This is a genomic window from Bradyrhizobium sp. 26S5 (assembly GCF_036923295.1).
GTDB classification, from domain to species: Bacteria; Pseudomonadota; Alphaproteobacteria; order Rhizobiales; family Xanthobacteraceae; genus Bradyrhizobium; species Bradyrhizobium septentrionale.
In genome coordinates this window covers 6,379,597-6,398,481 of sequence record NZ_CP145948.1, presented here as the reverse complement: position 1 = coordinate 6,398,481, position 18,885 = coordinate 6,379,597, and the positions used below count along the sequence as shown (strand labels likewise).

Annotated in this window: 28 protein-coding genes; 14 read left to right on the top strand and 14 right to left on the bottom strand. The window is 64.6% G+C overall.

Annotated features, from left to right (window positions below; translation table 11 throughout):
* Positions 1-9: 9 nt before the first annotated feature.
* Together V5279_RS30200 and V5279_RS30195 are read left to right on the top strand one after the other, a co-directional pair.
* The gene (locus tag V5279_RS30200; protein WP_338690851.1) at positions 10-972 is read left to right on the top strand and encodes a Tim44-like domain-containing protein; all 963 of its coding nucleotides are present in this window, start codon (positions 10-12) and stop codon (positions 970-972) included.
* 151 nt (positions 973-1,123) lie between these two features.
* Entirely contained in the window at positions 1,124-1,801 is a 678-nt protein-coding gene (locus tag V5279_RS30195) for a lectin (RefSeq protein ID WP_338690850.1), read from the top strand.
* A 65-nt stretch (positions 1,802-1,866) separates the two neighbouring features.
* On the opposite strand, the gene V5279_RS30190 is transcribed toward V5279_RS30195, so the two are convergent.
* Positions 1,867-2,262: a DUF3606 domain-containing protein gene (locus V5279_RS30190; RefSeq protein ID WP_338690849.1), complete on the bottom strand. Its 396-nt coding sequence runs from the start codon at positions 2,260-2,262 to the stop codon at positions 1,867-1,869.
* 156 nt (positions 2,263-2,418) lie between these two features.
* On the opposite strand from V5279_RS30190, the gene V5279_RS30185 reads away from it, so the two are divergent.
* Positions 2,419-3,126: a glutathione S-transferase gene (locus tag V5279_RS30185; protein WP_338690848.1), complete on the top strand. Its 708-nt coding sequence runs from the start codon at positions 2,419-2,421 to the stop codon at positions 3,124-3,126.
* Positions 3,127-3,177: 51 nt separating this feature from the next.
* Here the strand turns inward: V5279_RS30185 and V5279_RS30180 are convergent, their stop codons facing one another.
* On the bottom strand, positions 3,178-3,537 hold the full coding sequence (locus tag V5279_RS30180) for a GFA family protein (protein ID WP_338690847.1): 360 nt from the start codon (positions 3,535-3,537) through the stop codon (positions 3,178-3,180).
* A 9-nt stretch (positions 3,538-3,546) separates the two neighbouring features.
* Positions 3,547-4,221, bottom strand: a complete 675-nt coding sequence (locus V5279_RS30175; RefSeq protein ID WP_338690846.1) for an isoprenylcysteine carboxylmethyltransferase family protein — start codon at positions 4,219-4,221, stop codon at positions 3,547-3,549.
* 150 nt (positions 4,222-4,371) lie between these two features.
* Here V5279_RS30175 and V5279_RS30170 point away from each other — a divergent pair, with 150 nt between their 5' ends.
* The gene (locus V5279_RS30170; protein WP_029085424.1) at positions 4,372-4,698 is read left to right on the top strand and encodes an ArsR/SmtB family transcription factor; all 327 of its coding nucleotides are present in this window, start codon (positions 4,372-4,374) and stop codon (positions 4,696-4,698) included.
* Positions 4,698-5,138 carry an SRPBCC family protein gene (locus tag V5279_RS30165; protein WP_166306092.1) on the top strand — a complete coding sequence of 147 codons (441 nt, stop codon included), beginning with the start codon at positions 4,698-4,700 and terminating at the stop codon, positions 5,136-5,138. Before V5279_RS30170 ends, V5279_RS30165 begins: the two co-directional genes overlap by 1 nt.
* A 4-nt stretch (positions 5,139-5,142) precedes the next feature.
* Here V5279_RS30165 and V5279_RS30160 read toward each other — a convergent pair whose 3' ends face one another.
* On the bottom strand, positions 5,143-5,604 hold the full coding sequence (locus V5279_RS30160; protein WP_338690845.1) for a hypothetical protein: 462 nt from the start codon (positions 5,602-5,604) through the stop codon (positions 5,143-5,145).
* Between the two features lie 176 nt (positions 5,605-5,780).
* Positions 5,781-6,095 (bottom strand): Kazal-type serine protease inhibitor family protein, encoded by a 315-nt coding sequence (locus V5279_RS30155; protein ID WP_338690844.1) that lies wholly within the window; start codon positions 6,093-6,095, stop codon positions 5,781-5,783.
* 233 nt (positions 6,096-6,328) lie between these two features.
* Between V5279_RS30155 and V5279_RS30150 the strand changes: the two genes are divergently transcribed.
* The 4 genes from V5279_RS30150 (at position 6,329) to V5279_RS30135 (ending at position 9,976) form a co-directional block, all read left to right on the top strand.
* Complete coding sequence (locus V5279_RS30150) at positions 6,329-7,984, top strand: fumarate hydratase (RefSeq protein WP_338690843.1); 1,656 nt, start codon at positions 6,329-6,331, stop codon at positions 7,982-7,984.
* A gap of 9 nt (positions 7,985-7,993) precedes the next feature.
* A complete protein-coding gene (locus tag V5279_RS30145; protein WP_338690842.1) occupies positions 7,994-8,668 on the top strand; it encodes a DUF429 domain-containing protein in 675 nt (224 codons plus the stop codon).
* A gap of 158 nt (positions 8,669-8,826) precedes the next feature.
* Positions 8,827-9,369, top strand: a complete 543-nt coding sequence (locus V5279_RS30140) for a hypothetical protein (protein WP_338690841.1) — start codon at positions 8,827-8,829, stop codon at positions 9,367-9,369.
* Positions 9,370-9,394: 25 nt separating this feature from the next.
* Complete coding sequence (locus V5279_RS30135) at positions 9,395-9,976, top strand: hypothetical protein (protein ID WP_166306110.1); 582 nt, start codon at positions 9,395-9,397, stop codon at positions 9,974-9,976.
* Between the two features lie 83 nt (positions 9,977-10,059).
* On the opposite strand, the gene V5279_RS30130 is transcribed toward V5279_RS30135, so the two are convergent.
* From V5279_RS30130 to V5279_RS30115, 4 genes are all read right to left on the bottom strand, one after another.
* Positions 10,060-10,356 carry a hypothetical protein gene (locus tag V5279_RS30130; RefSeq protein WP_029085432.1) on the bottom strand — a complete coding sequence of 99 codons (297 nt, stop codon included), beginning with the start codon at positions 10,354-10,356 and terminating at the stop codon, positions 10,060-10,062.
* Positions 10,357-10,535: 179 nt separating this feature from the next.
* Positions 10,536-11,090 (bottom strand): inner membrane-spanning protein YciB, encoded by a 555-nt coding sequence (locus tag V5279_RS30125; RefSeq protein WP_029085433.1) that lies wholly within the window; start codon positions 11,088-11,090, stop codon positions 10,536-10,538.
* A gap of 55 nt (positions 11,091-11,145) precedes the next feature.
* Positions 11,146-11,721, bottom strand: coding sequence for a hypothetical protein (locus V5279_RS30120; RefSeq protein ID WP_338690840.1), 576 nt, complete (start codon positions 11,719-11,721; stop codon positions 11,146-11,148).
* A gap of 323 nt (positions 11,722-12,044) precedes the next feature.
* On the bottom strand, positions 12,045-13,448 hold the full coding sequence (locus tag V5279_RS30115; protein WP_338690839.1) for a carotenoid oxygenase family protein: 1,404 nt from the start codon (positions 13,446-13,448) through the stop codon (positions 12,045-12,047).
* A 112-nt stretch (positions 13,449-13,560) separates the two neighbouring features.
* On the opposite strand from V5279_RS30115, the gene V5279_RS30110 reads away from it, so the two are divergent.
* On the top strand, positions 13,561-14,283 hold the full coding sequence (locus tag V5279_RS30110) for a TetR/AcrR family transcriptional regulator (protein WP_338690838.1): 723 nt from the start codon (positions 13,561-13,563) through the stop codon (positions 14,281-14,283).
* Positions 14,284-14,305: 22 nt separating this feature from the next.
* On the opposite strand, the gene V5279_RS30105 is transcribed toward V5279_RS30110, so the two are convergent.
* The gene (locus tag V5279_RS30105) at positions 14,306-14,908 is read right to left on the bottom strand and encodes a hypothetical protein (protein ID WP_338690836.1); all 603 of its coding nucleotides are present in this window, start codon (positions 14,906-14,908) and stop codon (positions 14,306-14,308) included.
* Between the two features lie 163 nt (positions 14,909-15,071).
* Between V5279_RS30105 and V5279_RS30100 the strand changes: the two genes are divergently transcribed.
* Positions 15,072-15,743, top strand: coding sequence for an SET domain-containing protein (locus V5279_RS30100; protein ID WP_338690834.1), 672 nt, complete (start codon positions 15,072-15,074; stop codon positions 15,741-15,743).
* Between the two features lie 93 nt (positions 15,744-15,836).
* Here V5279_RS30100 and V5279_RS30095 read toward each other — a convergent pair whose 3' ends face one another.
* Positions 15,837-16,127: a DUF6522 family protein gene (locus V5279_RS30095; RefSeq protein WP_338690832.1), complete on the bottom strand. Its 291-nt coding sequence runs from the start codon at positions 16,125-16,127 to the stop codon at positions 15,837-15,839.
* Positions 16,124-16,549: an RrF2 family transcriptional regulator gene (locus V5279_RS30090; RefSeq protein ID WP_029085440.1), complete on the bottom strand. Its 426-nt coding sequence runs from the start codon at positions 16,547-16,549 to the stop codon at positions 16,124-16,126. The genes V5279_RS30095 and V5279_RS30090 overlap by 4 nt, the downstream gene beginning before the upstream one ends.
* Before the next feature lie 84 nt (positions 16,550-16,633).
* Between V5279_RS30090 and V5279_RS30085 the strand changes: the two genes are divergently transcribed.
* Positions 16,634-17,095 carry a group III truncated hemoglobin gene (locus V5279_RS30085; protein WP_338690827.1) on the top strand — a complete coding sequence of 154 codons (462 nt, stop codon included), beginning with the start codon at positions 16,634-16,636 and terminating at the stop codon, positions 17,093-17,095.
* On the top strand, positions 17,092-17,250 hold the full coding sequence (locus V5279_RS30080; protein ID WP_338690825.1) for a hypothetical protein: 159 nt from the start codon (positions 17,092-17,094) through the stop codon (positions 17,248-17,250). The genes V5279_RS30085 and V5279_RS30080 overlap by 4 nt, the downstream gene beginning before the upstream one ends.
* A 57-nt stretch (positions 17,251-17,307) precedes the next feature.
* Here V5279_RS30080 and V5279_RS30075 read toward each other — a convergent pair whose 3' ends face one another.
* Together V5279_RS30075 and V5279_RS30070 are read right to left on the bottom strand one after the other, a co-directional pair.
* Positions 17,308-17,706: a hypothetical protein gene (locus V5279_RS30075; protein ID WP_166306140.1), complete on the bottom strand. Its 399-nt coding sequence runs from the start codon at positions 17,704-17,706 to the stop codon at positions 17,308-17,310.
* Between the two features lie 33 nt (positions 17,707-17,739).
* A complete protein-coding gene (locus V5279_RS30070) occupies positions 17,740-17,964 on the bottom strand; it encodes a hypothetical protein (RefSeq protein WP_338690822.1) in 225 nt (74 codons plus the stop codon).
* A gap of 94 nt (positions 17,965-18,058) precedes the next feature.
* Here V5279_RS30070 and V5279_RS30065 point away from each other — a divergent pair, with 94 nt between their 5' ends.
* Positions 18,059-18,883 (top strand): helix-turn-helix transcriptional regulator, encoded by an 825-nt coding sequence (locus V5279_RS30065; protein WP_338690820.1) that lies wholly within the window; start codon positions 18,059-18,061, stop codon positions 18,881-18,883.
* The last annotated feature ends 2 nt before the right edge of the window (positions 18,884-18,885 follow it).

Below are 18,885 nucleotides of genomic sequence, written 5' to 3'. Positions count from 1 at the left end.
GAAACCAACATGAATTTCTCGCAACGCACGCGTGGAATGGTCCGGGCGATCGCCGTCGCGATGGCGCTGGCGCTGCCTGTGATGATGACCGTTTCGGCGGCTGACGCTCGCGTCGGCGGCGGCGGCTCGCGCGGCTCGCGGACATTCTCCGCGCCGCCCTCGACGAGCACGGCGCCCGGCTCGGTTGCGCCGATGAACCGTACCTTCAGCCAGCCTGGCAGCCCGAACATGGGGTCGCCGGCGGCGGCGACTTCCGGCGGCCTGTTCGGCCGCGGCGGAATGGGCCGTGGCCTGCTCGGCGGCCTGGCCGCGGGCTTCCTTGGCGCCGGCCTGTTCGGCATGCTGTTCGGCGGCGGCCTATTCTCGGGTCTCGGCGGCCTCTCGTCGATTCTCGGCCTCCTGCTGCAGATCGGTTTGATCGTGCTCGTGGTCCGGCTCGCGATGTCGTGGTGGCAGCGCCGCAATACGCCGGCCTCCGCGTACGCGGGCGGCCCCGACGTCGGCCCCGGCCCGCAGGGCAACGCCCGTTCGGGCTTCGGCTTTGGCCTCGGCGGCGGATCGAATGCACCGGTCGAGATCACGCCGGCCGACTATGAGACGTTTGAGCGGCTGCTCGGCGAGATCCAGGCCGCGTGGTCGAACGAGGACATTGCGAAGCTGCACACGCTCGCGTCGCCGGAGATGGTGTCGTACTTCTCGAAGGATCTCGAGGAGAACAAGGCGCGCAACGTCACCAACAAGACTTCCAATGTGAAGCTGTTGCAGGGCGACCTCGCCGAAGCCTGGCGCGAAGGCGACAGCGAATACGCCACCGTCGCGATGCGCTACACGCTGGTCGACACCATGCTCGAGCGCGGCACCGGCCGGATGGTCGGCGGCAACGGGCAGCCGGAGGAGATCACCGAAGTCTGGACTTTCGTGCGCCAGCGCGGCGGCAACTGGGAACTCTCGGCGATCCAGCAGACCAACTGATCGGTCACCCGATATGACAAGTACAAGGCGCCGCGGCATCAACCGCGGCGCTTTTGTTTTGCGCGCCTCATTGGCGCATCGCGGCGCCGGAATATCCGCACGGGCTGCGGGTTGATGTCAGCGGACCATAACAACCATCGGGAGGATTAAGATGAAGGTCATTGCGTGCATCGCGGTTCCGGTCTGTCTTGCATTTGTCGTCACGGCTGCGCCGCCGGCACAGGCGCAGACTGCCGACACCAGCTTCTTCTTGACCAGCAACGGCATTGGCAATGGCGGCAATCTCGGCGGCCTCGCCGGTGCCGATAATCATTGCCAGACGCTGGCGCAGGCCGCGGGCTTCGGCGCGCCGAAGACATGGCGCGCCTATCTCTCGACCCAGGCCGCCGACGGCCAGGTCGCGGTGAACGCGCGCGATCGCATCGGCAAGGGACCGTGGAAGAATGTGAAGGGCGTCGTGGTCGCCAAGGACGTCGCCGACCTGCACAGCGCCGGCAACAATCTCACCAAGCAGACCGCCCTGTCCGAGAAGGGCGACGTCATCAACGGTGCCGGCGACACGCCGAACCGCCACGACGTGCTGACAGGATCGCAGGCGGACGGCACTGCGTTTGCGGCCGGTGAGGACCGCACCTGCAAGAACTGGACGAGCAGCACGCAAGGCGCCGCCATGGTCGGGCATTTCGACCGCAAGGGCCTGCGCGACGACGAGCCGTCAAAATCCTGGAACACGTCGCATCCCTCGCGCGGCCCCGACGGCGGCTGCTCGCAGGCCGACCTGAAGAGCACCGGCGGCGACGGCCTGCTGTACTGCTTCGCGGCGAACTGAGGGGATACAAGGAGACTTGAGCGGCGGTCGCCTTGCGCCGCCGCTCATTGAATCTGCGAGAGCGCTCAGCCCTTCTTGCGCTTGACGGTCTTCTTTGCAGTTTTCTTTTTCTTCGCGGTTTTCTTCTTGGCCGCGAAATAGGCCGCGACCTTCTTCGAGGAGTGTCCAACTGCGGCCACCGCGGTCTTGAGCCGGGCAGGGGTCACCTTGAATTTCTTCGACCAGTAGCGGACCTCGTAGGGCTGGCTGATCGCGATCCGCGCGCGGTCGGCCGCCTTGTGCCGCTGCTCCTTGAAGTAGGCCTCGACCTTCTTGGCGGAATGCCCGACCTTCTTGACGGCGGCCTTGAGCTTCGCCGGCGTGACCTTGAACTTCTTGGACCAGTACGCAACTTCGTAGGACTCGCTCAACGCGATCAGGGCGCGATCTGCGCCGCCCCGCTTCTTCTTGTTGTCCGCCATCGGATGATCCTTCATCGAAGATTCGACGTCGGAACCTTAGCAGTCTCTGCGTGGTTCGGACAGGCAGCCTCTGTCCACGGTGGACGATCCGAGCTCTGCACGGCTACGATCGAGCTGACGAGAAGCGATGCGGTGAAAGTTCTTGGAGGTAAGTGCATGCACTATCAGCTTTACTACTGGCCGATGATTCAGGGCCGCGGCGAATATGTCCGCCTCGCGCTCGAGGATGCAGGCGCCGGTTACACCGACGTCGCGCGCGGCAAGGGCGGCACGGGCGCCATGATGAAGATGATGGACGCGCACAAGGGCACGCCGCCGTTTGCGCCGCCGTTCCTCAAGGCCGGCAGCCTCGTGATCGGGCAGACCGCCAACATCCTGCTCTATGTCGGCGCGCGCCACGGCCTCGCCCCGAAGGCGGAAGGCGGCAAGCTCTGGGTGCACGAGTTGCAGCTCACGATCGCGGACTTCGTGCTGGAGATCCACGACACCCATCATCCGCTCGGCCCGTCGCTGTACTACGAGGACCAGAAGGCGCCGGCCAAGAAGCGCACCGAGGAGTTCTGGGCGTCGCGGGTGCCAAAATATCTCGGCTATTTCGAGGACCTCGTGCAGGCGAGCGGCGGCGCGTTCGTCACCGGCCGCCGGGTGACCTATGTCGACCTCTCGCTGTTCCAGATCGTGGAAGGCCTGCGCTACGCTTTTCCGAAGCGGATGGCGGCGTTTGAGAAGAAGGTCCCGCGCCTGATCGCGCTGCGCGATCGCGTCGCCGAGCGGCCGAACATCAAGGCGTATCTGGCCAGCGAGCGGCGGATTCCGTTCAACGAGGAGGGGATCTTCCGGCGTTACAAGGCGCTGGATTTGTAGGTGCCGTCATTCCGGGTTCGCTTCGCGTGCCCCGGAATGACTGCTTCGCAGTCACCGGTTCCGCCCATCCACCGGCGTCATCGTGATCTTCGACAGATCGATTCCGTCGATGCAGTTGACATTGAGCGCCACGATGTCGGTGCCGTCAGGCTTGTTGCCGCGTGCGAACACCTCGACGCCGCAATCGACGCAAAGCTGGTGGCAGATCGCATGGCGGTTGAACAGATATTCCTTCAAATTCTCGGCGCCGGCGCGAAGCTGGAAGCTCGTTGGCGGCATGAACACGAAGTGCAGGCCCTTCTTGGTGCAGATCGAACAGTTGCAGGCGGTCACCATGGCCATATCGGTGGTGCATTCGAAGCGGACCTGGCCGCAATGGCAGCCGCCGGTATAGGTCTTGTTCTCCGCCATGATCGTTCCTCACCACAGCCCGGGCACGAGGCGATAGCGCACCCGTGCCGCATAATCGGCATAGCCTGACAAACCCGCCACCAGCGTCCGCTCCTCGATCCCGGTGCGGATCGCAAACATCACGAAGAACACCGGCACGAAGGCAAGACCCCACCAGGAGCCGAGCATCAGCGGCACGCCGATGAAGAACAGCATCACGCTCGTATACATCGGATGGCGGACCAGCGCGTAGGGACCGGTCGAGATCACCTGATGGTGGCGCTCGGTCTGCACCTTTACGACCGGCGCGGCGAACGAATTGGTGCGGAACACCCAGAGGATCAGCACGGTCGAGACCAGATACAGCACGAGGCCGAGCACGATCAGCGGCACGCCGGCATTGGCGCCGCCAAAGCGCCGGTCGAGCCCCATCGCGACGAACCACAGCACCGCGACGACGACGAACACCAGCATGAAGCGCTTGTCCTCGGTGGGCTGGCCTTCACGCGCGGTGAGACGCATGCGCTCGGCCAGCAGCCCGGGATCGACCCTGGCGAGCCACAGCCCGCAGGCCGGCCCGATCAGCGCCGAGGCGATCAGATAGGCCCACGCGCCAGGCCAGTGCGGCGTGCCGGCGAAGGCAAACAGCAGCGCGGCCATGGCGATGACGAAGAAAGTGTTCTGCAGGAGGAGCTTTGCGATCATGGGCGGCTCCGCACGATTCCGATCGCGATTATCGCACTGTTTTCGCGGCAGACATGCGACCGCAGCGATCAACTTTCGGAGCAGGCGAGGCGTTCCTGCGTCGTTTGCCTCTGCATTGACAAACATATAAGCAATTGCTTATATAAATTCATGACCGCCGCCATGCAGCTGACCAATGTGCTCAAGACCCTCGCGGATCCGACGCGGCGGGCGGTGTTCGAGCGGATAGCACGGGAAGGCGAGGTGGCCGCGACCGGGCTGGTGCAGGGCTCAAAGGTGTCGCAGCCGGCGGTGTCGCAGCATCTGCGCGCGCTGCGCGATGCCGGGCTCGTCGCCGAGCGGCGCGAGGGCCGGCATATCCATTATCGCGTCGCGCCGAAGGGGCTCGGCCCCTTGATCGATTGGCTCGGGCACTACGAGACGTTCTGGGCCGAGCGCTTCGCAAATCTGGAGAAATTGTTGAAGGAGAGTGAGTGATGCCTGAGACGCACGCGATCACCGTCGAGAAGGTGCTGCCTTACGCCGCCGACAGGATCTGGCGGACGCTGACCACGAGCGACTTGCTGGTGAAATGGCTGATGCCGAACGATTTCGTTGCCGTGGTCGGACACCGGTTCAATTTCCGCACCAGGCCGATCGGCGACTGGGACGGCGTCGTGCATTGCGAGGTGCTGGACTGCGATCCGCCGCGCCTGCTGCGCTACTCCTGGAAGGGCGGCGCCGACACCAATCCGGAATACGGCTCGAAGCTCGACTCGGTCGTCACCTGGACGTTGACGACTGTCGAGGGCGGCACGCAGGTCCGCATGGTGCATGACGGTTTCGTGTTCCCCGGCAACCGCTACGCCTTCGACATGATGAGCCCGGGCTGGGGCAAGATCGTCGATGCGATCGGACGCGTCGCCGCCGAAGCCTGACGGCTCACTCGTTGTTGCCGCGGCGGACGGTGATCGAGGCGTCGGTCCGGTTGCGCGTGCATTCCAGATTGAGGCGGCGATAGCGCATCGTGATGGTGTTGCCTCGCAAAATGCCCATGCGCTTCAGGCAGCGCGAGGTGCCGGTCACGGCGTCGTCCTTCGGCACGGTGAAGACCAGCGCCGTGGCGGAGCCGACCAGGTTGAAGAACTCCGGCCTCATCTTGCGATCGGTCTTGGCATAGAGCTCGATCGAATAGTCCTTGCCGCGGCAGCCGAGCGACAATTCCTTGGCCGCCGGATGCGTCAGGTAGGTGATGTTGGCGGCCGTGAAATTGACCTTCAGCCCGTCGATCTGGCCGGCGAGCTGCTTGGCGATGTCTTGGCAGGGATCGGCATGAGCTGGCGCCGCGGCGAAGGCTGTCGCCAGCGCCAACAGCGCGGCCGGCAAAATGGAGCGGATGCTCAAAGGCAAGCGTCGGCGCAACGATGCTGTCACGAAATACCCCCGCGGTACAAAAATACGCGAAGGTACATGCAGGCTCCCGCGGAGCGCGTCAATATGTGCGGTGACCGCGGGAGCGGTCACACAGCGATGGCAGTGCCTTTCCGTTCCCCGAAAAGACCGACGGTTAGCCACCTGCCTCAGGACGCGCACTTACCATCCCGCGCCTTGGACGCCCCGGCGGCCCGGCGCTCGCAATCATTGCCGTAGGTCTTGCCGTCGCAGCCGCAGACCGGCAGGAAAATCTTGTTGCAGATCGTCGGGCGGAAGGCGCAGGTGCCGGTCTGGTCGAAGCGGCCGCAGGTCCCTGGCTTGAACTGGCAGAACTTGCCGGCGCCGCATTGCAGGCCGGCAATGCCGCCGCACGTCTTGCCGAGGCGGGCTGCGTTGGCGTCAATCGGAACCGCCATCAACAGGGCCAGCGCCGCGAACCAGACGAAAAGCGCTGTCTTCATGATGGCCTCCTTGTGGCCTCGTTGGCCGTCTCGGCATTTGCCCGGCGTTGTCGCAACCTGAGATTACGGCGCGATGAAAGATAGCACGCGGATTGCCGTTTCAGCGCATGGCTGGACGGCGGCCGGCTTCCCTTTCCTTTGTCCGAAAAAGGCTTAGAACGGCTCTACATTGCCGGCGGCCCCGCGGCCAGCACCGGCCTTTCGAACCGACGCGCAGCCCAAACGAGCAGCTCATGAACGCCCCCACCGCCTTTCCCGACCAGCAGAAGCCCGTTCCGCCCTACAAGCACACCCCGCTGTTCCCGCTCGGTGCGGACACCACGCCCTACAAGAAGGTCACGAGCGAAGGCATCCGGGTCGAGAAGGTCCTGGGCAAGGACATGCTGGTGGTGTCGCGGGAGGCGCTGCGGGCGCTCTCCGAGGCCGCGTTCGGCGAGATCAATCACTATCTGCGGCCGGGCCATCTGAAGCAGCTGCGCTCGATCCTCGAGGACAAGGAAGCCAGCGACAACGACAAGTTCGTCGCCTTCGACTTCCTCAAGAACGCCAACATCGCGGCCGGCGGCGTGCTGCCGATGTGCCAGGACACCGGCACCGCGATCATCATGGGCAAGAAGGGCTTTAACGTCATCAGCGACGGCGACGACGAGGCGGCGCTGTCCGAAGGCGCGCGCGATGCGTATTTGCGCCGCAATTTGCGCTATTCGCAGGTCGCGCCGTTGTCGATGTATGAGGAGAAGAACACCGCTAACAACATGCCGGCGCAGTGCGAGATCTACGCGGAGGGCGATGACGCCTACAAGTTCATGTTCATGGCCAAGGGCGGCGGAAGCGCCAACAAGAGTTTTCTGTTCCAGGCGACGCCCTCGGTGCTGACCAAGGACCGGCTGCTGGCCTTCCTGAAGGAGAAGGTGCTGACGCTCGGCACCGCGGCCTGTCCCCCGTACCATCTTGCGATTGTGATCGGCGGCACCTCGGCCGAGCTCTGCATGAAGACGGTGAAGCTCGCCTCGGCGCGCTATCTCGATGCGCTGCCGACCCACGGCTCGGCCGACGGCAATGCGTTCCGCGATCTCGAGATGGAGCAGGAAATCCTCAAGATGACGCAGTCGCTCGGTGTCGGTGCGCAGTTCGGCGGAAAATATTTCTGCCACGATGTGCGCGTGATCCGCATGCCACGCCACGGCGCCTCGCTGCCGATCGGGCTCGGCGTGTCCTGCTCGGCGGACCGCCAGGTGCTCGGCAAGATCACCAGGGACGGCGTCTATCTCGAGGAGCTCGAGCACAACCCGGCGCAATATCTGCCCGCGGTCGAGCAGTCGCTCGGCGGCGAGGTCGTCAAGATCGACCTCAACAAGCCGATGAAGGACATTCTCGCGACGCTGTCGCAATATCCGACCAAGACCCGCGTCTCGATGACCGGCACCATGATCGTGGCGCGCGACTCCGCCCACGCCAAGCTGCGCGAGCGGCTGGAGAAGGGCGAGCCGCTGCCGGATTATTTCAAGAACCACCCGGTCTACTACGCGGGTCCGGCCAAGACGCCCGAGGGCTACGCCTCCGGCGCGTTCGGCCCGACCACGGCGGGACGCATGGACTCCTTCGTCGATCAGTTCCAGGCCGCTGGAGGCTCCATGGTGATGGTCGCCAAGGGCAACCGCGCGGTCGCGGTGCGCGAGGCGTGCAAGAAGCACGGCGGCTTCTATCTCGGTTCGATCGGCGGTGCCGCGGCGAACCTCGCCGAGCACTGCATCAAGAAGGTCGAGGTGGTCGAGTATCCCGAGCTCGGCATGGAAGCGATCTGGCGCATCGAAGTGGTCGACTTCCCGGCCTTCATCATCATCGATGACAAGGGCAACGACTTCTTCAAGGAACTGAACCTCGGTTGAGGATCCGGGTTGAGGGCAACAGGCCTCGACGGATTCTCCAGGGGCTGGGTCGCCGTCAGCATCGACGGCGACCGGCGCACGATTTCCTTTCACACCGATATTGCGGACGCGCTGGCGCGTCCGTTCGATCGTGCCGGGATCGACATCCCCATCGGCGTGACTGATGACGGCGAGCGCGCGTGTGACCGTCTCGCCCGCGAACGCCTGCGTCCGCACGGCTCGCGCGTCTTCACCGGGGCACGGCGCTGGCTGTGGGAGGAGTTTCGCGATCCCGGTCAGGCGAACGAAGAAGCGCTGCGCCGCGGCCAGACCCGCGTCTCACGGCAGCTCTGGCATCTCGGCAACAAGATCATGGAGGTCGACGCGTTCGTGCGCGCGAACGCCGCGCGCGACATCCGCGAGGTACATCCCGAACTGGTGTTCCTGCGGCTGAACGGCGGCACGCCGCTGCCGCGCAAGAAGTCGGAGGAGGGCGATGCACTCCGTTGCAGGCTGCTCAAGCGCGTTGGCTTTCGCGACATCGATCGCTGGCTCACTGAGGCGCGGATCGGCAGCGGAGCCAAGCGTGACGATGTGCTGGACGCCTGCGCGGTGGCGCTCGCCGCGTGCGAGCCTTGCGGAAGCGTTCCGGAAGGGACGCCGCCATTGGACGCGCAAGGCCTGCCGATGCAGATCTGGTTCTAGCGTCAAGCCCGCGCCGTATCGCTGCTGTTAACCACGCTGCGGCGACTGCGACGTTCTGCCACGCGCGGGGTTGTGGGGCGCGAGCAAAGCAACCGATTTCGGCCAAGGACCCTTAACGTTTGTCGTCGACCCTCCGCGCTCATCCAAGGGTAGTGGGCGTGGATGACATGACACATTCGGCGATACAGCGGATTGGACGGGCGGCGCTTGTGTTCGCGGCACTCGGCCTCGCCGGCTGCAACAAGGAGCGGCCGCCCGGCGTGTATGACGTGAGCGTCAGCGAAGCCTATCGGCGCCTGTTCAACGACAAGCTTGCCGACATGGTCTACGCCAAGCAGTGCGGAATTCTGGTCCATGTGACGCCGTCAGGCATCCCGGGCTACGAGGTCACCTGGCGGGTTCACAGCAGCGGACGCGAGGTCGTGCGTTTCACCGCAGTGCTGACGGCGTTCAGCGAGAACCAGACCAAGGTCGAGATACGTATGCCTTCGGCCGGCAACGGCGAGGCGTATGACGGGTCGCAATCCTACAGGCGGCCGGCCTTCCAGCAGCCGCTTCGTCCGGCCGTGCAGGAGCAGGTCGCCGCGATCCTCGAAGGCCGCAAATTCGACGTCCAGCGCGTCGGGCCCGGGAAGGACAAGATTTGCCAAGTGCAGCGCGCCGGGCTCGAGACGGGCTTGGTGTTCCGCGTCGACGATTAATGGAAATCGATAAAGGGAGTTGACGATGAAGTTTGCTTTCGGTGCATTTCTCGTGGCCTGCGTCGTGGGCTATCTGTACTACATCTTTCCAAACCCCGCGGATGGCACGGTCTATCCCGTGCCGATCACCCAGGCGCGGCAGGACCTCGCGAAGGCGGAGCTGCCGCCCTTTGTTTTCGGCAGCCAGTCGCTGGACGTGGTCCGCAACATCGGCGACGCGCAGGTTGTCTGGATCGTCCGCAGGAAGAGCGAGGAGTTGTTCCGCTACACCGCCGAGCTCTCGCCGGAGGAAAAGGGCGCTGCGACTCGCGTCAAGCTGAGGCTGGACGGCGCCAAGGGGCGCACCGAGGACTATGCCAAGAACCTCGCGGATAACCCCAAGATCCGGGACCTGTATCTCGTCGCGATGCAGGAGCGTGTCGCTTCCACGCTCGAGCGCCGGCAGTTCGAGATGTCGCGCATCCATCCCGCAATGGCGGCCGCGGCAGTGGCGAACATGGGCAATATACGGAAATCGGCGGACGAGGCAGCCGCCGCAGCCGCGGAGATCGAGCGCAGCACCATTCAAAGGGCCTATCGTAACGAGCCCGCCAGCGTCCGCCGCTGAGAGCCAAAGCGCGCTGAGGTCAGGTTGAATCGTCAGCGCGCTTCGGCTTCTTGTTTGAGCCGGTCGGCGTGTGCACCCGGCGCTTACGCCCGGGTGCCGGTGAAGGGGAAGCTGCCCATCGGGCCGATGCCCATCTCGCCGGCGATGCCGTCGCCGGAAACCTTGCCGGTGAATTCGAGCGTCAGCGGCATCGGGTTGGTGATGGAAACCTTCCAGGTGACGTTGTCGCCGTTCACGGAGCCGTCGAAGATCTCGGTGGAATTGCCCTCGGCGCCCTGCGTGCCGGTGAGCGTGCCGCCCGAGCTTGCCAGCGACAGCGTCGCCTTGCGCTCGCCCATCGGCGTCGTCATCGTCAGATTCCAGTTTCCGTCCACCGCCATTGATATGTCTCCCCTCATGGCAAAAGCGTTTTCAAGCGAAGTGGGTACCGGTTCGCGCGAAGAAAACGCGTCAAACACGAACCTGGAGCATTGGCTCTGACGCAGTCAGAGCCGGTGCTCCAGGGCGTGCGCGGGTATAGCTCATCTTGCCGCGCGCGCCTAGTTCGCGGCTGCGGCGATCAGGCGCGCGCGGCGGCGCGCAGCCGGCTTCCGACCAGGAAGCGGAAGGCAACGTACTGGATCGCGAAGGCAACGATCTTGGCGCCGAGCAGCACCACCGACACGTAGAACGCCCACAGCTTCATGTCGCCGGTCGCTGCGATCGCGATGGTGCCGGCGGCGAGCACGAACATCAGCACAGCCCAGGCATAGCCGGCGAGGGTGGCGTATTCCGGAATGGTCTCGGTCACGATCGGCGGCAGATAGCGCAGCATCCAGCCGCGCTTGAGCATGATCGCGCCGATCGCGATGTGGCCGATCGCGGGCTTCGCCAGCACGAAGCGCGGATCGTTGGTCAGCAGCGTCGCGCTGCCGAGCACGATTACCAGCGCGAGGCTTGCCCAGGTCATGTAGCCGAGCGCTTGTCCCTTCACGCGCGCATAGACCACTTGCGCAATCGCTCCCGCGATCGCAACGCCGGTAGCGATCAGGACATTGTCGGTGGCGAGATAGACCACCAGGAACACGATGGTGGAGAGAAAGTCGCTCGCAAGCCTGGCAAATACGCTCTTCATCGTCGTGGTTTCCGTTTCCTCGGGCGGTGATTGTTCTGGTGTTGTATAGCAGCGTTCAGTGCGACGGCAGCGCGCGGGCCGGCGGTGCGCCGTACTTGGCCGCGCGATATTGCGGATACCAGCGGGTGAAGCACACCGCGGCGTTGCGTGCGGCGAAGGCGATCAGGAGACCCGTCCACAGCGGCAGGGCCGGCACGTAGAGCACCGCGATGTTGCCGATCAGCATCAGCAGCGTCGCGGCAGCCCAGGCCCCGGTGATCAGGTAGTTGGCGTGGGTGAAGCCGGGCAGCTTCGCGATCTCGGCAGCGACCTGTTCGAGCGCGTATTGCCGCGTGAAGGGATGGCCGATCAGGATCGAGAACAGCGTCACCAGCAACATGCCGGCATCGACGGCAATCTTCACGGCGATGCTGCTCGGCGTTGCGTCGATAAAGGAGAGATAGCAGCCGACCGCGGTGAACACGATCACCGAGCCGACGCCGAGGATCTTGATGCTGCGGCCGCGCGCGATATCGAAGGCGATGACGGCAAGGCAGATCAGCGCGGCACAGAGCAGGCTCAAATTGGCCGAGGCCACCAGCATCAGCGTGGCGAAGGCGCCGTAGGGAGCGAGGATCAGGAAGATCGTCATGGTTGGCCTCATCCGGCTAATCTTTACACCGTAAAGATACCCTAGAGGTGGGCGAGGGAAGCGTCAAGCGAAATCTTTACAGTGTCAAAATCGTGAGATCGTAGAGAAAACTTGAGTATTTTCAATTTGATGTGCTGGTAGTGCCGCTTGGCGCACGCTTTCTGCCGTCGTGGCCGGGCACAGCTGTCCGAAGGACGGCGTCGCTTCCGCTCGCCTATGTCCCGGCCATCCACGTCTTTCATTAAGGAGCTGAAAAAGACGTGGATGCCCGGGACAAGCCCGGGCATGACGCGTGGAGGAATGGAGGCTCTCGGGCGCGCGGCTTACTCCGCACCCACCCAATTGCCGTGGAATCCGTCCGGCACGCGGTGGCCGAGATGGACCAGCGCCGTCGGGCCAGCCTCGACGTCGGTGGCGTTGAACACGGCGAGGTCGCTGCGGTTTTCGCGGGCGCGCCAGACCACGGCGAGCAGCCAGCCGTCGCCCTCCGCGGCATCAGGTCCGCGCTCGACGAACACGGGCTCGGAGATCGTGTCGCCGGCGGGCAGGAGATAGTGACCGAGCCGCTTGCCCCTGCCGTCGACATGCACGATGCCCGACAGCGCGCCGAACATCGGCAGGTCGGGATTGGCGCAGGCGTACCAGCCGTGATTGCTGGCAAGCCCCGCGCGGCGATCGTCGACGCGGGGGAATTCGCCGGTGAGGTCGTCGAGATAGGTCTGCGTGAAGCGGTCGGTGTTGCCCGAGAGGTCGAAGGTCCAGCGGCAATAGCGCGCGCGGTTCTTCCTCGGGTCGGTCGGCGAGCCGTCGGGATGGTTGAACAGCGGCGCTTCCTCGAACTGCATCACGTCGGCGATGATGCGGTTGCCGTCCTCCCATGCGTTCATGACGTGGAAGACGTAGCAGGTCTCGGCGCGGAACCAGATGATGTCCTTGGATGCGCCGCTGCGCTTCATCACGCCGACATAGGCGCCTTTCTCCGGCTCCCAGGCGTAGGGCGCCTGGCCGCGCATCGCGCGCTGCATGCTGCCGGTGATCGGCAGGATCGGAAACAGCACGTGGTTCTCGGTGACGATGAAGTCGTGCACCATGCTGGCATAGGGCGCCTCAAAGCGTTCGAACCGGGTCACTACGCCGGATGAACTCACCGAACCGAACGACAGCGCGGGCGTCAGGGGGCCGGCGGCGTTGTAGCCGAAGAACACCAGCTCGCCGGTGACCGGATCGATCTTGGGATGCGCGGTGAAGGGGCCGGAGATCGCGCCCTTGTAGTCGCAATAGCCGGTGCGCTTCAGCGTGTCCGGCTCGATCTCGGTCGGCAGATGGCCTTCCTCGAGCGCGAGCAGGCGGCCGCCATGGAAGATGATGTTGGTGTTGGCGACGCCGCCATCGGTCGGTGCGGACGCCGGCGCATCCGGCAGCTTGCGGCCGAAGCCGCCATACAGGGCGCGGCCAGCGTCGTGCTCGGCCTGCCATTTCGGGGTGCGGACCCAGCGATTGCGGTAGCTGGCGCGGCCGTTCTCGAGATGGAAGGCGTGCAGCATGCCGTCGCCGACGAACCAATGCGCGCCCGGCGCGTCGAACTGCGGATTGGGGCCGTTGCGATAGAGCGTGCCGTTCAGCTCGCGCGGCAGTTCGCCGGTGATCTTCAGGAACGGCGCATCGGCCTCGAATGGGATTGGCGCCAGATTGGTCCGCACGGCATTTGATGTCACCTGATCGAGCATCCGCATCTCCCTCCATTATGATCTTTACATCGTAAAGATATCAGTACGGGTGATGCGGCCGATCGTCAAGCAAAATCTTTACAGTGTAAAAATTGCGACATATAAGAGCCGCATGACAAGATTATCCAAGGAAAACAAGGCCGCTCGTCCGGCACTGACGCGCACCCGCAGGGTCGCGCGTGCAACCGCTGACCGGTCGGCGCGGCGCCGGGCCAATGACGCGCCGTATCATCACGGCGATCTGCATGAGGCGCTGCTAAAGGCGGCCGAGCGCGTGCTGGAGCGCGACGGGCTGCCGGGGCTGACATTGCGCGCGGTGGCGCGCGAGGCCGGCGTGTCGCATGCCGCACCCACGCATCATTTCGGCGATCTCACCGGTTTGCTCAGTGAACTCGCTGCGATCGGCTTCCGGCAGTTCGGCGAAGCGATGGCGGCGGCGAACGCGTCCGCAGCGACGCCGCCGGAGAAGGGAATGGCGAGCGCCAAGGCTTACGTCGCCTATGCGCAGGCGCATCCAGGCATGTATGGGCTGATGTTCCGCAGCGAACGGCTGGATTACTCGCGACCATCGCTGCATGAATCGTCCGAAGCCTCGTTCGCAGGATTGGCCCGCGGCGTCGGTGTCAGCCGGCATGAGGAGATTTCCAGGGATTCGCTTTCGCTCGAGCAGGCTGCCGCGATCGCCTCGGCCTGGTCGCTGGTGCATGGCTTCACCATGCTGCTGCTCGACGGACGGCTCTCCAAGATTCTGAACCTGTCACCCGAGGGGACGACCCCGGAGACGTTGCTGATCGCGATGCTCCGGTTGGCCTCAAGCCGTCCGCCGCGGCCGTAACCGATGTCGCCCCGGTAGCGTTCTAGCGTTTTGTCAGCGACGTGGTGCGGCCGCTCTGGCCGATCGTCTTCACCTGATCCGCGCCGCATTTGAAATCGCGGGCGAAGTCTTCGGCGGCCTGCCGCGCCAGCTCGTTGGCGTTGGGATTGGCCGCGACGTCGACATAGGCGACGTGACAGACCTCGCCCGGCGGCAGCCGCGTCACAGCGAGCATCGCCCGCGAGACGGGACCGCCTCGCTTGTCCTGCTCGCTGTTGTCGGCGATCAGCCAGCGCTGGATGATGGCAAACGGCTTGCTGCCGGCCGCACGCCATTCGACGGTGTTGCCGCTCGAGCTGAACGGGCCGAACCAGGCTTGCGCCGCCGGTTCCCTGGCTGCCGCCTCGCGATTTCGGCCGACCGAGACTACTTCGCGCAGATCGCCCTCATTGATCAGCACCACAAGGCCGGATTTCCCCGGGCAGACCCGCGTGGCGCTGCCGTCCTCCTCATTGGGCTTGCCGATCATGCGGCAGGCCTTCGGTGCGGTCGAGGTGTAGCTGCTGCTGAACGTTTCGGCGCCAGCCTGACCAGGATTTGCGCTGGCAAGCGCCATAATGGCTGTTGCAAAAGCAAGGTATTTCATCAGGGGAGACTTACGATCCACGTTACTTTGTTTCTGACATACGCAATCTGGGGAAGGTTCAACAGACACGCGGGAAACACCTGACAGACGCGCGGAATCGTCCTAGAAGGGCGGCTTCGCAACTTTTGTCGCGTGCACCTTGCGTGCCGTAACCTCGATCGTCATGCCCACGATATCATCCAACAAGCCCTATCGCGTCGGCCGTTCCCGTACCGGCCTTGGCCTTTTCGCCACCAAGCCGATCAAGAAAGGCGACAAGATCATCCGCTATTTCGGGCCCTTGCTCGACTCGAAGAAGAAGGATGAGGACGCGATCGAGAACAAATATCTGTTCGAGCTCACCAACCGCTGGACCATCGACGGCTCGATCCGCGAGAATCTCGCCCGCTACATCAACCATGCCTGCCGGCCGAACGCGGAATCCGACGTCCGCCCACGCAAGCGCAAGGTGTTCATCCGCGCGATCAAGAACATCGAGCCGGGCGACGAGATCAATTACGATTATGGAACCGACTATTTCAAAGCCTATCTGAAGCCGATCGGCTGCAAGTGCGACGCCTGCGAGAAGAAGCGCAAGAAGAAGCGCGCGGAGGCGAGGGCGGAGCGGCTGCGGCTGAAGGAAAAGGCCGAGCGCAAGGCCCAGCGCAAGGCCGAGAAGCTTGCGGCGGAGAGGGCGAAGGCCAAGGAAAAAGCCGCGCCAATGGTCAAGCCAAACGGCGCCAAGGCGAACGGCAAGCTGAATGGCAAGCACCTGAACGGCCATTCCTATATGAAGGCCGCAGGCAAGAAGGGCGTCGCCTCGAAGCGTGGTGGCGCGCGGGCGCTCTACGCCTGACACCGGTCTCCGGAATGAGACCGTGTGCCCAAATGGCTGGTGGTCTCTTTTGGCACGCGCGATGTCCGCTTGTCCGTCTGAGTGCAACAATTTTTAGCCGCCGGGCTTGCGCGCCGATGCCGGCAGCGGGGCGTCGCCGAAATCGAGTGTCGAGCGTTGGATGATCGTGCCGCGCTCGTCGATGACGAGGCGCAAGCGGCGGTGTTCCGAAAAGAAGGTCAGCCGATGCCGGCCCGCATCGGCGTCGACCCCGCGTTCCGACAGCGTCGTGATCTTTCCGGATCGCATCTCGGCCTGCAGCAACGGAACGGCGATGCCAAGCCCCTCGGCGACGACGTTGGCATCGACCTCGAACGTGCCGTCAGCGAATGCGATTCCTGTCATGATGCCCTCGCGGGCTGGCGCGGAAAGTAGGTGCAATCCGCCAACGTGCTGCCATCGAGCTCGCGCATGAAGGCCTCGCGCGCAGCCGCAAGCCTCGCCTTCAGCCGGCAGCGCGGCAGCAGCACGCAATCTCCGCCATCATCCCTGAAACATTCGACCAGTGCGCTGTCGCCCTCCAGCGCGCGCACCACCTCGCCGAGGGTGATCGCCTGCGGCGGCCGCGCCAGCGCAAACCCGCCCCCGACGCCGCGCTGGGTGGTGATGAAGCCGGCCTCGGCGAGGTCGCGCACCACCTTGGCGAGGTGATTGCGGGAAATGCCGAATTCGGCCGCGATCTCGCTGGTGGCGAACGACCGGTCCGGCTCGCCGGCCAGCCGCATCAGCGCGCGCAGGGCAAAATCCGTGAACGACGTCAGGCGCATGGGAGGCCCTCGAAAACAGAACTTGGCAGGGCTGATATAGCCCGCTAAATGGGTATTTGAAATACCTATTTATGGAGGCCCGCCATGACAGGGGCAGAACGGCGCGAGCAGATCACGGCCCGGATCGTCGAGCGGACCGGGATCACTGAGGCGATGATCGAGCGCCTCGTGCACGGCTTCTACGCCAAGGTGCGCCGCGACCCGATGCTGGCGCCGGTGTTCGACGCCAGGATCCGCGATTGGGACCCGCATCTGGAGCAGATGTGCGCGTTCTGGTCCTCGGTCGCGCTGATGACCGGGCGCTACCACGGCACACCGATGGTCAAGCATATGAAGCTGCCGGTCGATGCCGCGCATTTCGACCGCTGGCTCCAACTGTTTGAGGCAACCGCAGCCGAGCTGTGCCCGTCCGTGGCGGCGGAGCATTTCATCGACCGCGCGCGGCGCGTCGCCGCCAGCCTGGAGATGGGCGTCGCCAGCGGGCAAGGCGTCATGCTCGGCGTCGGCGAGCGTTACAGGCGAAACGAAGCAGGAGCAGTGCAATGAGGAACAGGGCGAAAGCGATCGCGCGTGCAATCGACAGGACGGAGTTTCAACAGGATCAGGCCAATCCGTTCTCAGGCACCAGCCTCGTGCCGATGCTGATCATTGGCCTGGCGCTGACCTTTGCGGGCATGATTGCCGCAGTAGCTCTGAGCTGACGACCGGGAGCGGCCGCCGCGTTTGCCGCGACGGCCGCTCGTCACGTTCCATTCGGCTTAAGCCGCGACAGTCTCGCCACTGCGGCGCAGCCCGACATATTGCAACTCGGCGAACACGCCGGTGGCGATCGCCTGGGCGAGGATCATGATCGTCCCGAGCAGGTTCGGCGACACCGCGCCCGAGAGCAGCAGCGCGATGCTGGCGAGCGTCCAGGCGGCGTTGCCTATGACCACCAGCATCACCACCGCCTTCGGCACCGAAGCGCGCGTGCCGAGCCAGCCGACCAGCGCGGTGTAGGCGACCAGGAACAGCCCGGTCTCGCGCAGCAGCGCTTCGGGCAGATTGAAGAATGACGCCAGCGCACCGGCATCGAGCACCATCGCGACGGCGGATACGCCGCTGAAGATGGCATCGGCGAGCAGGGCGCGGCGCAAGAGCTGGGACGAATGGATCATGGCAGGTTCTCCTCTGGTTGGGGATCGGGTTGGTCAGCGGAACAGGGACTGCAGCTGGCGCCACAGGCGGAACGGGCAGAGTGCCTTGCCGACCCTCATCTCCACCGCATAGACCTGCGCGAACACGAACAGGCCGGTGTCGTGCACGAGCGGCTGCGGCATGTTGAGCGAGCGCGCGACGAGCCAGGTGGCCAGATGGATCAACCACGGGATCAGGACGGCGAAGGCGCGGATAAGGGACAGCATCAGCATGGTCATCTCCTGTGCCGTGGAAGATGAGCTGGCCCGCGCGCCAATTCGATTACCTCAGGCGTAATGGAACGACCGAATTTCGCATGGTAGGTTTTGCACCATGAACGCACATGCATCCTTGGCGCGGGCCGAGCCCGCAAAACCCGTCCTGATCGGCGAGCACCTGCGCGAATGGCGGCAGCGCCGTCATCTCAGCCAGCTCGACCTTGCCGTCGATGCCGAGATCTCGGCGCGGCATTTGAGCTTCGTCGAGACCGGCCGCTCGGCGCCGTCGCGCGACATGGTCCTCAAACTGGCGGAGCGCCTCGACGTGCCCCTACGCGAACGCAACGTGCTGCTGGTCGCCGCGGGTTTCGCCCCCGCATTCCCGCAACGCCCGCTGGACGATCCCGCGCTGAAATCGGCGCGCGAGGCGATCAACCTGGTCTTGAAGGCGCATGAGCCGCATCCGGCGCTGGCCTATGACCGGCACTACAATCTGGTCTCGGCCAACCGCATGGTGGCGCCGTTGCTCGAGGGCGTGCCGCAGCGGCTGCTCGGCCAGCCCTTCAACATCCTGCGGCTCGCCTTCCACCCGGAAGGGCTCGCGCCGCGCACCGTCAACCTGCCGGAATGGGCCGCGCATCTGCTCGAGCGGCTCCACCGCCAGTGCGAGGCCACCGCCGATCCGGAGCTGCTGAAGCTCTATCGGGACCTGAAGTCCTACCCGATCCCGGCTCGATCGGCTCCGATCGCCCCCGACAACAATGTCGCGCTCCCGTTCAAGCTGCGCCTCAATGGCGAGATCCTGAGCTTCATCTCGACCACCATGGTGTTCGGCACGCCGGTCGACATCACGCTGCAGGAACTGGCGCTGGAGACCTTCTTTCCGGCCGATGAGCTGACCGCCGAGCGGATGCAGCAGATGGCAGCCAGTATGAAATAGCG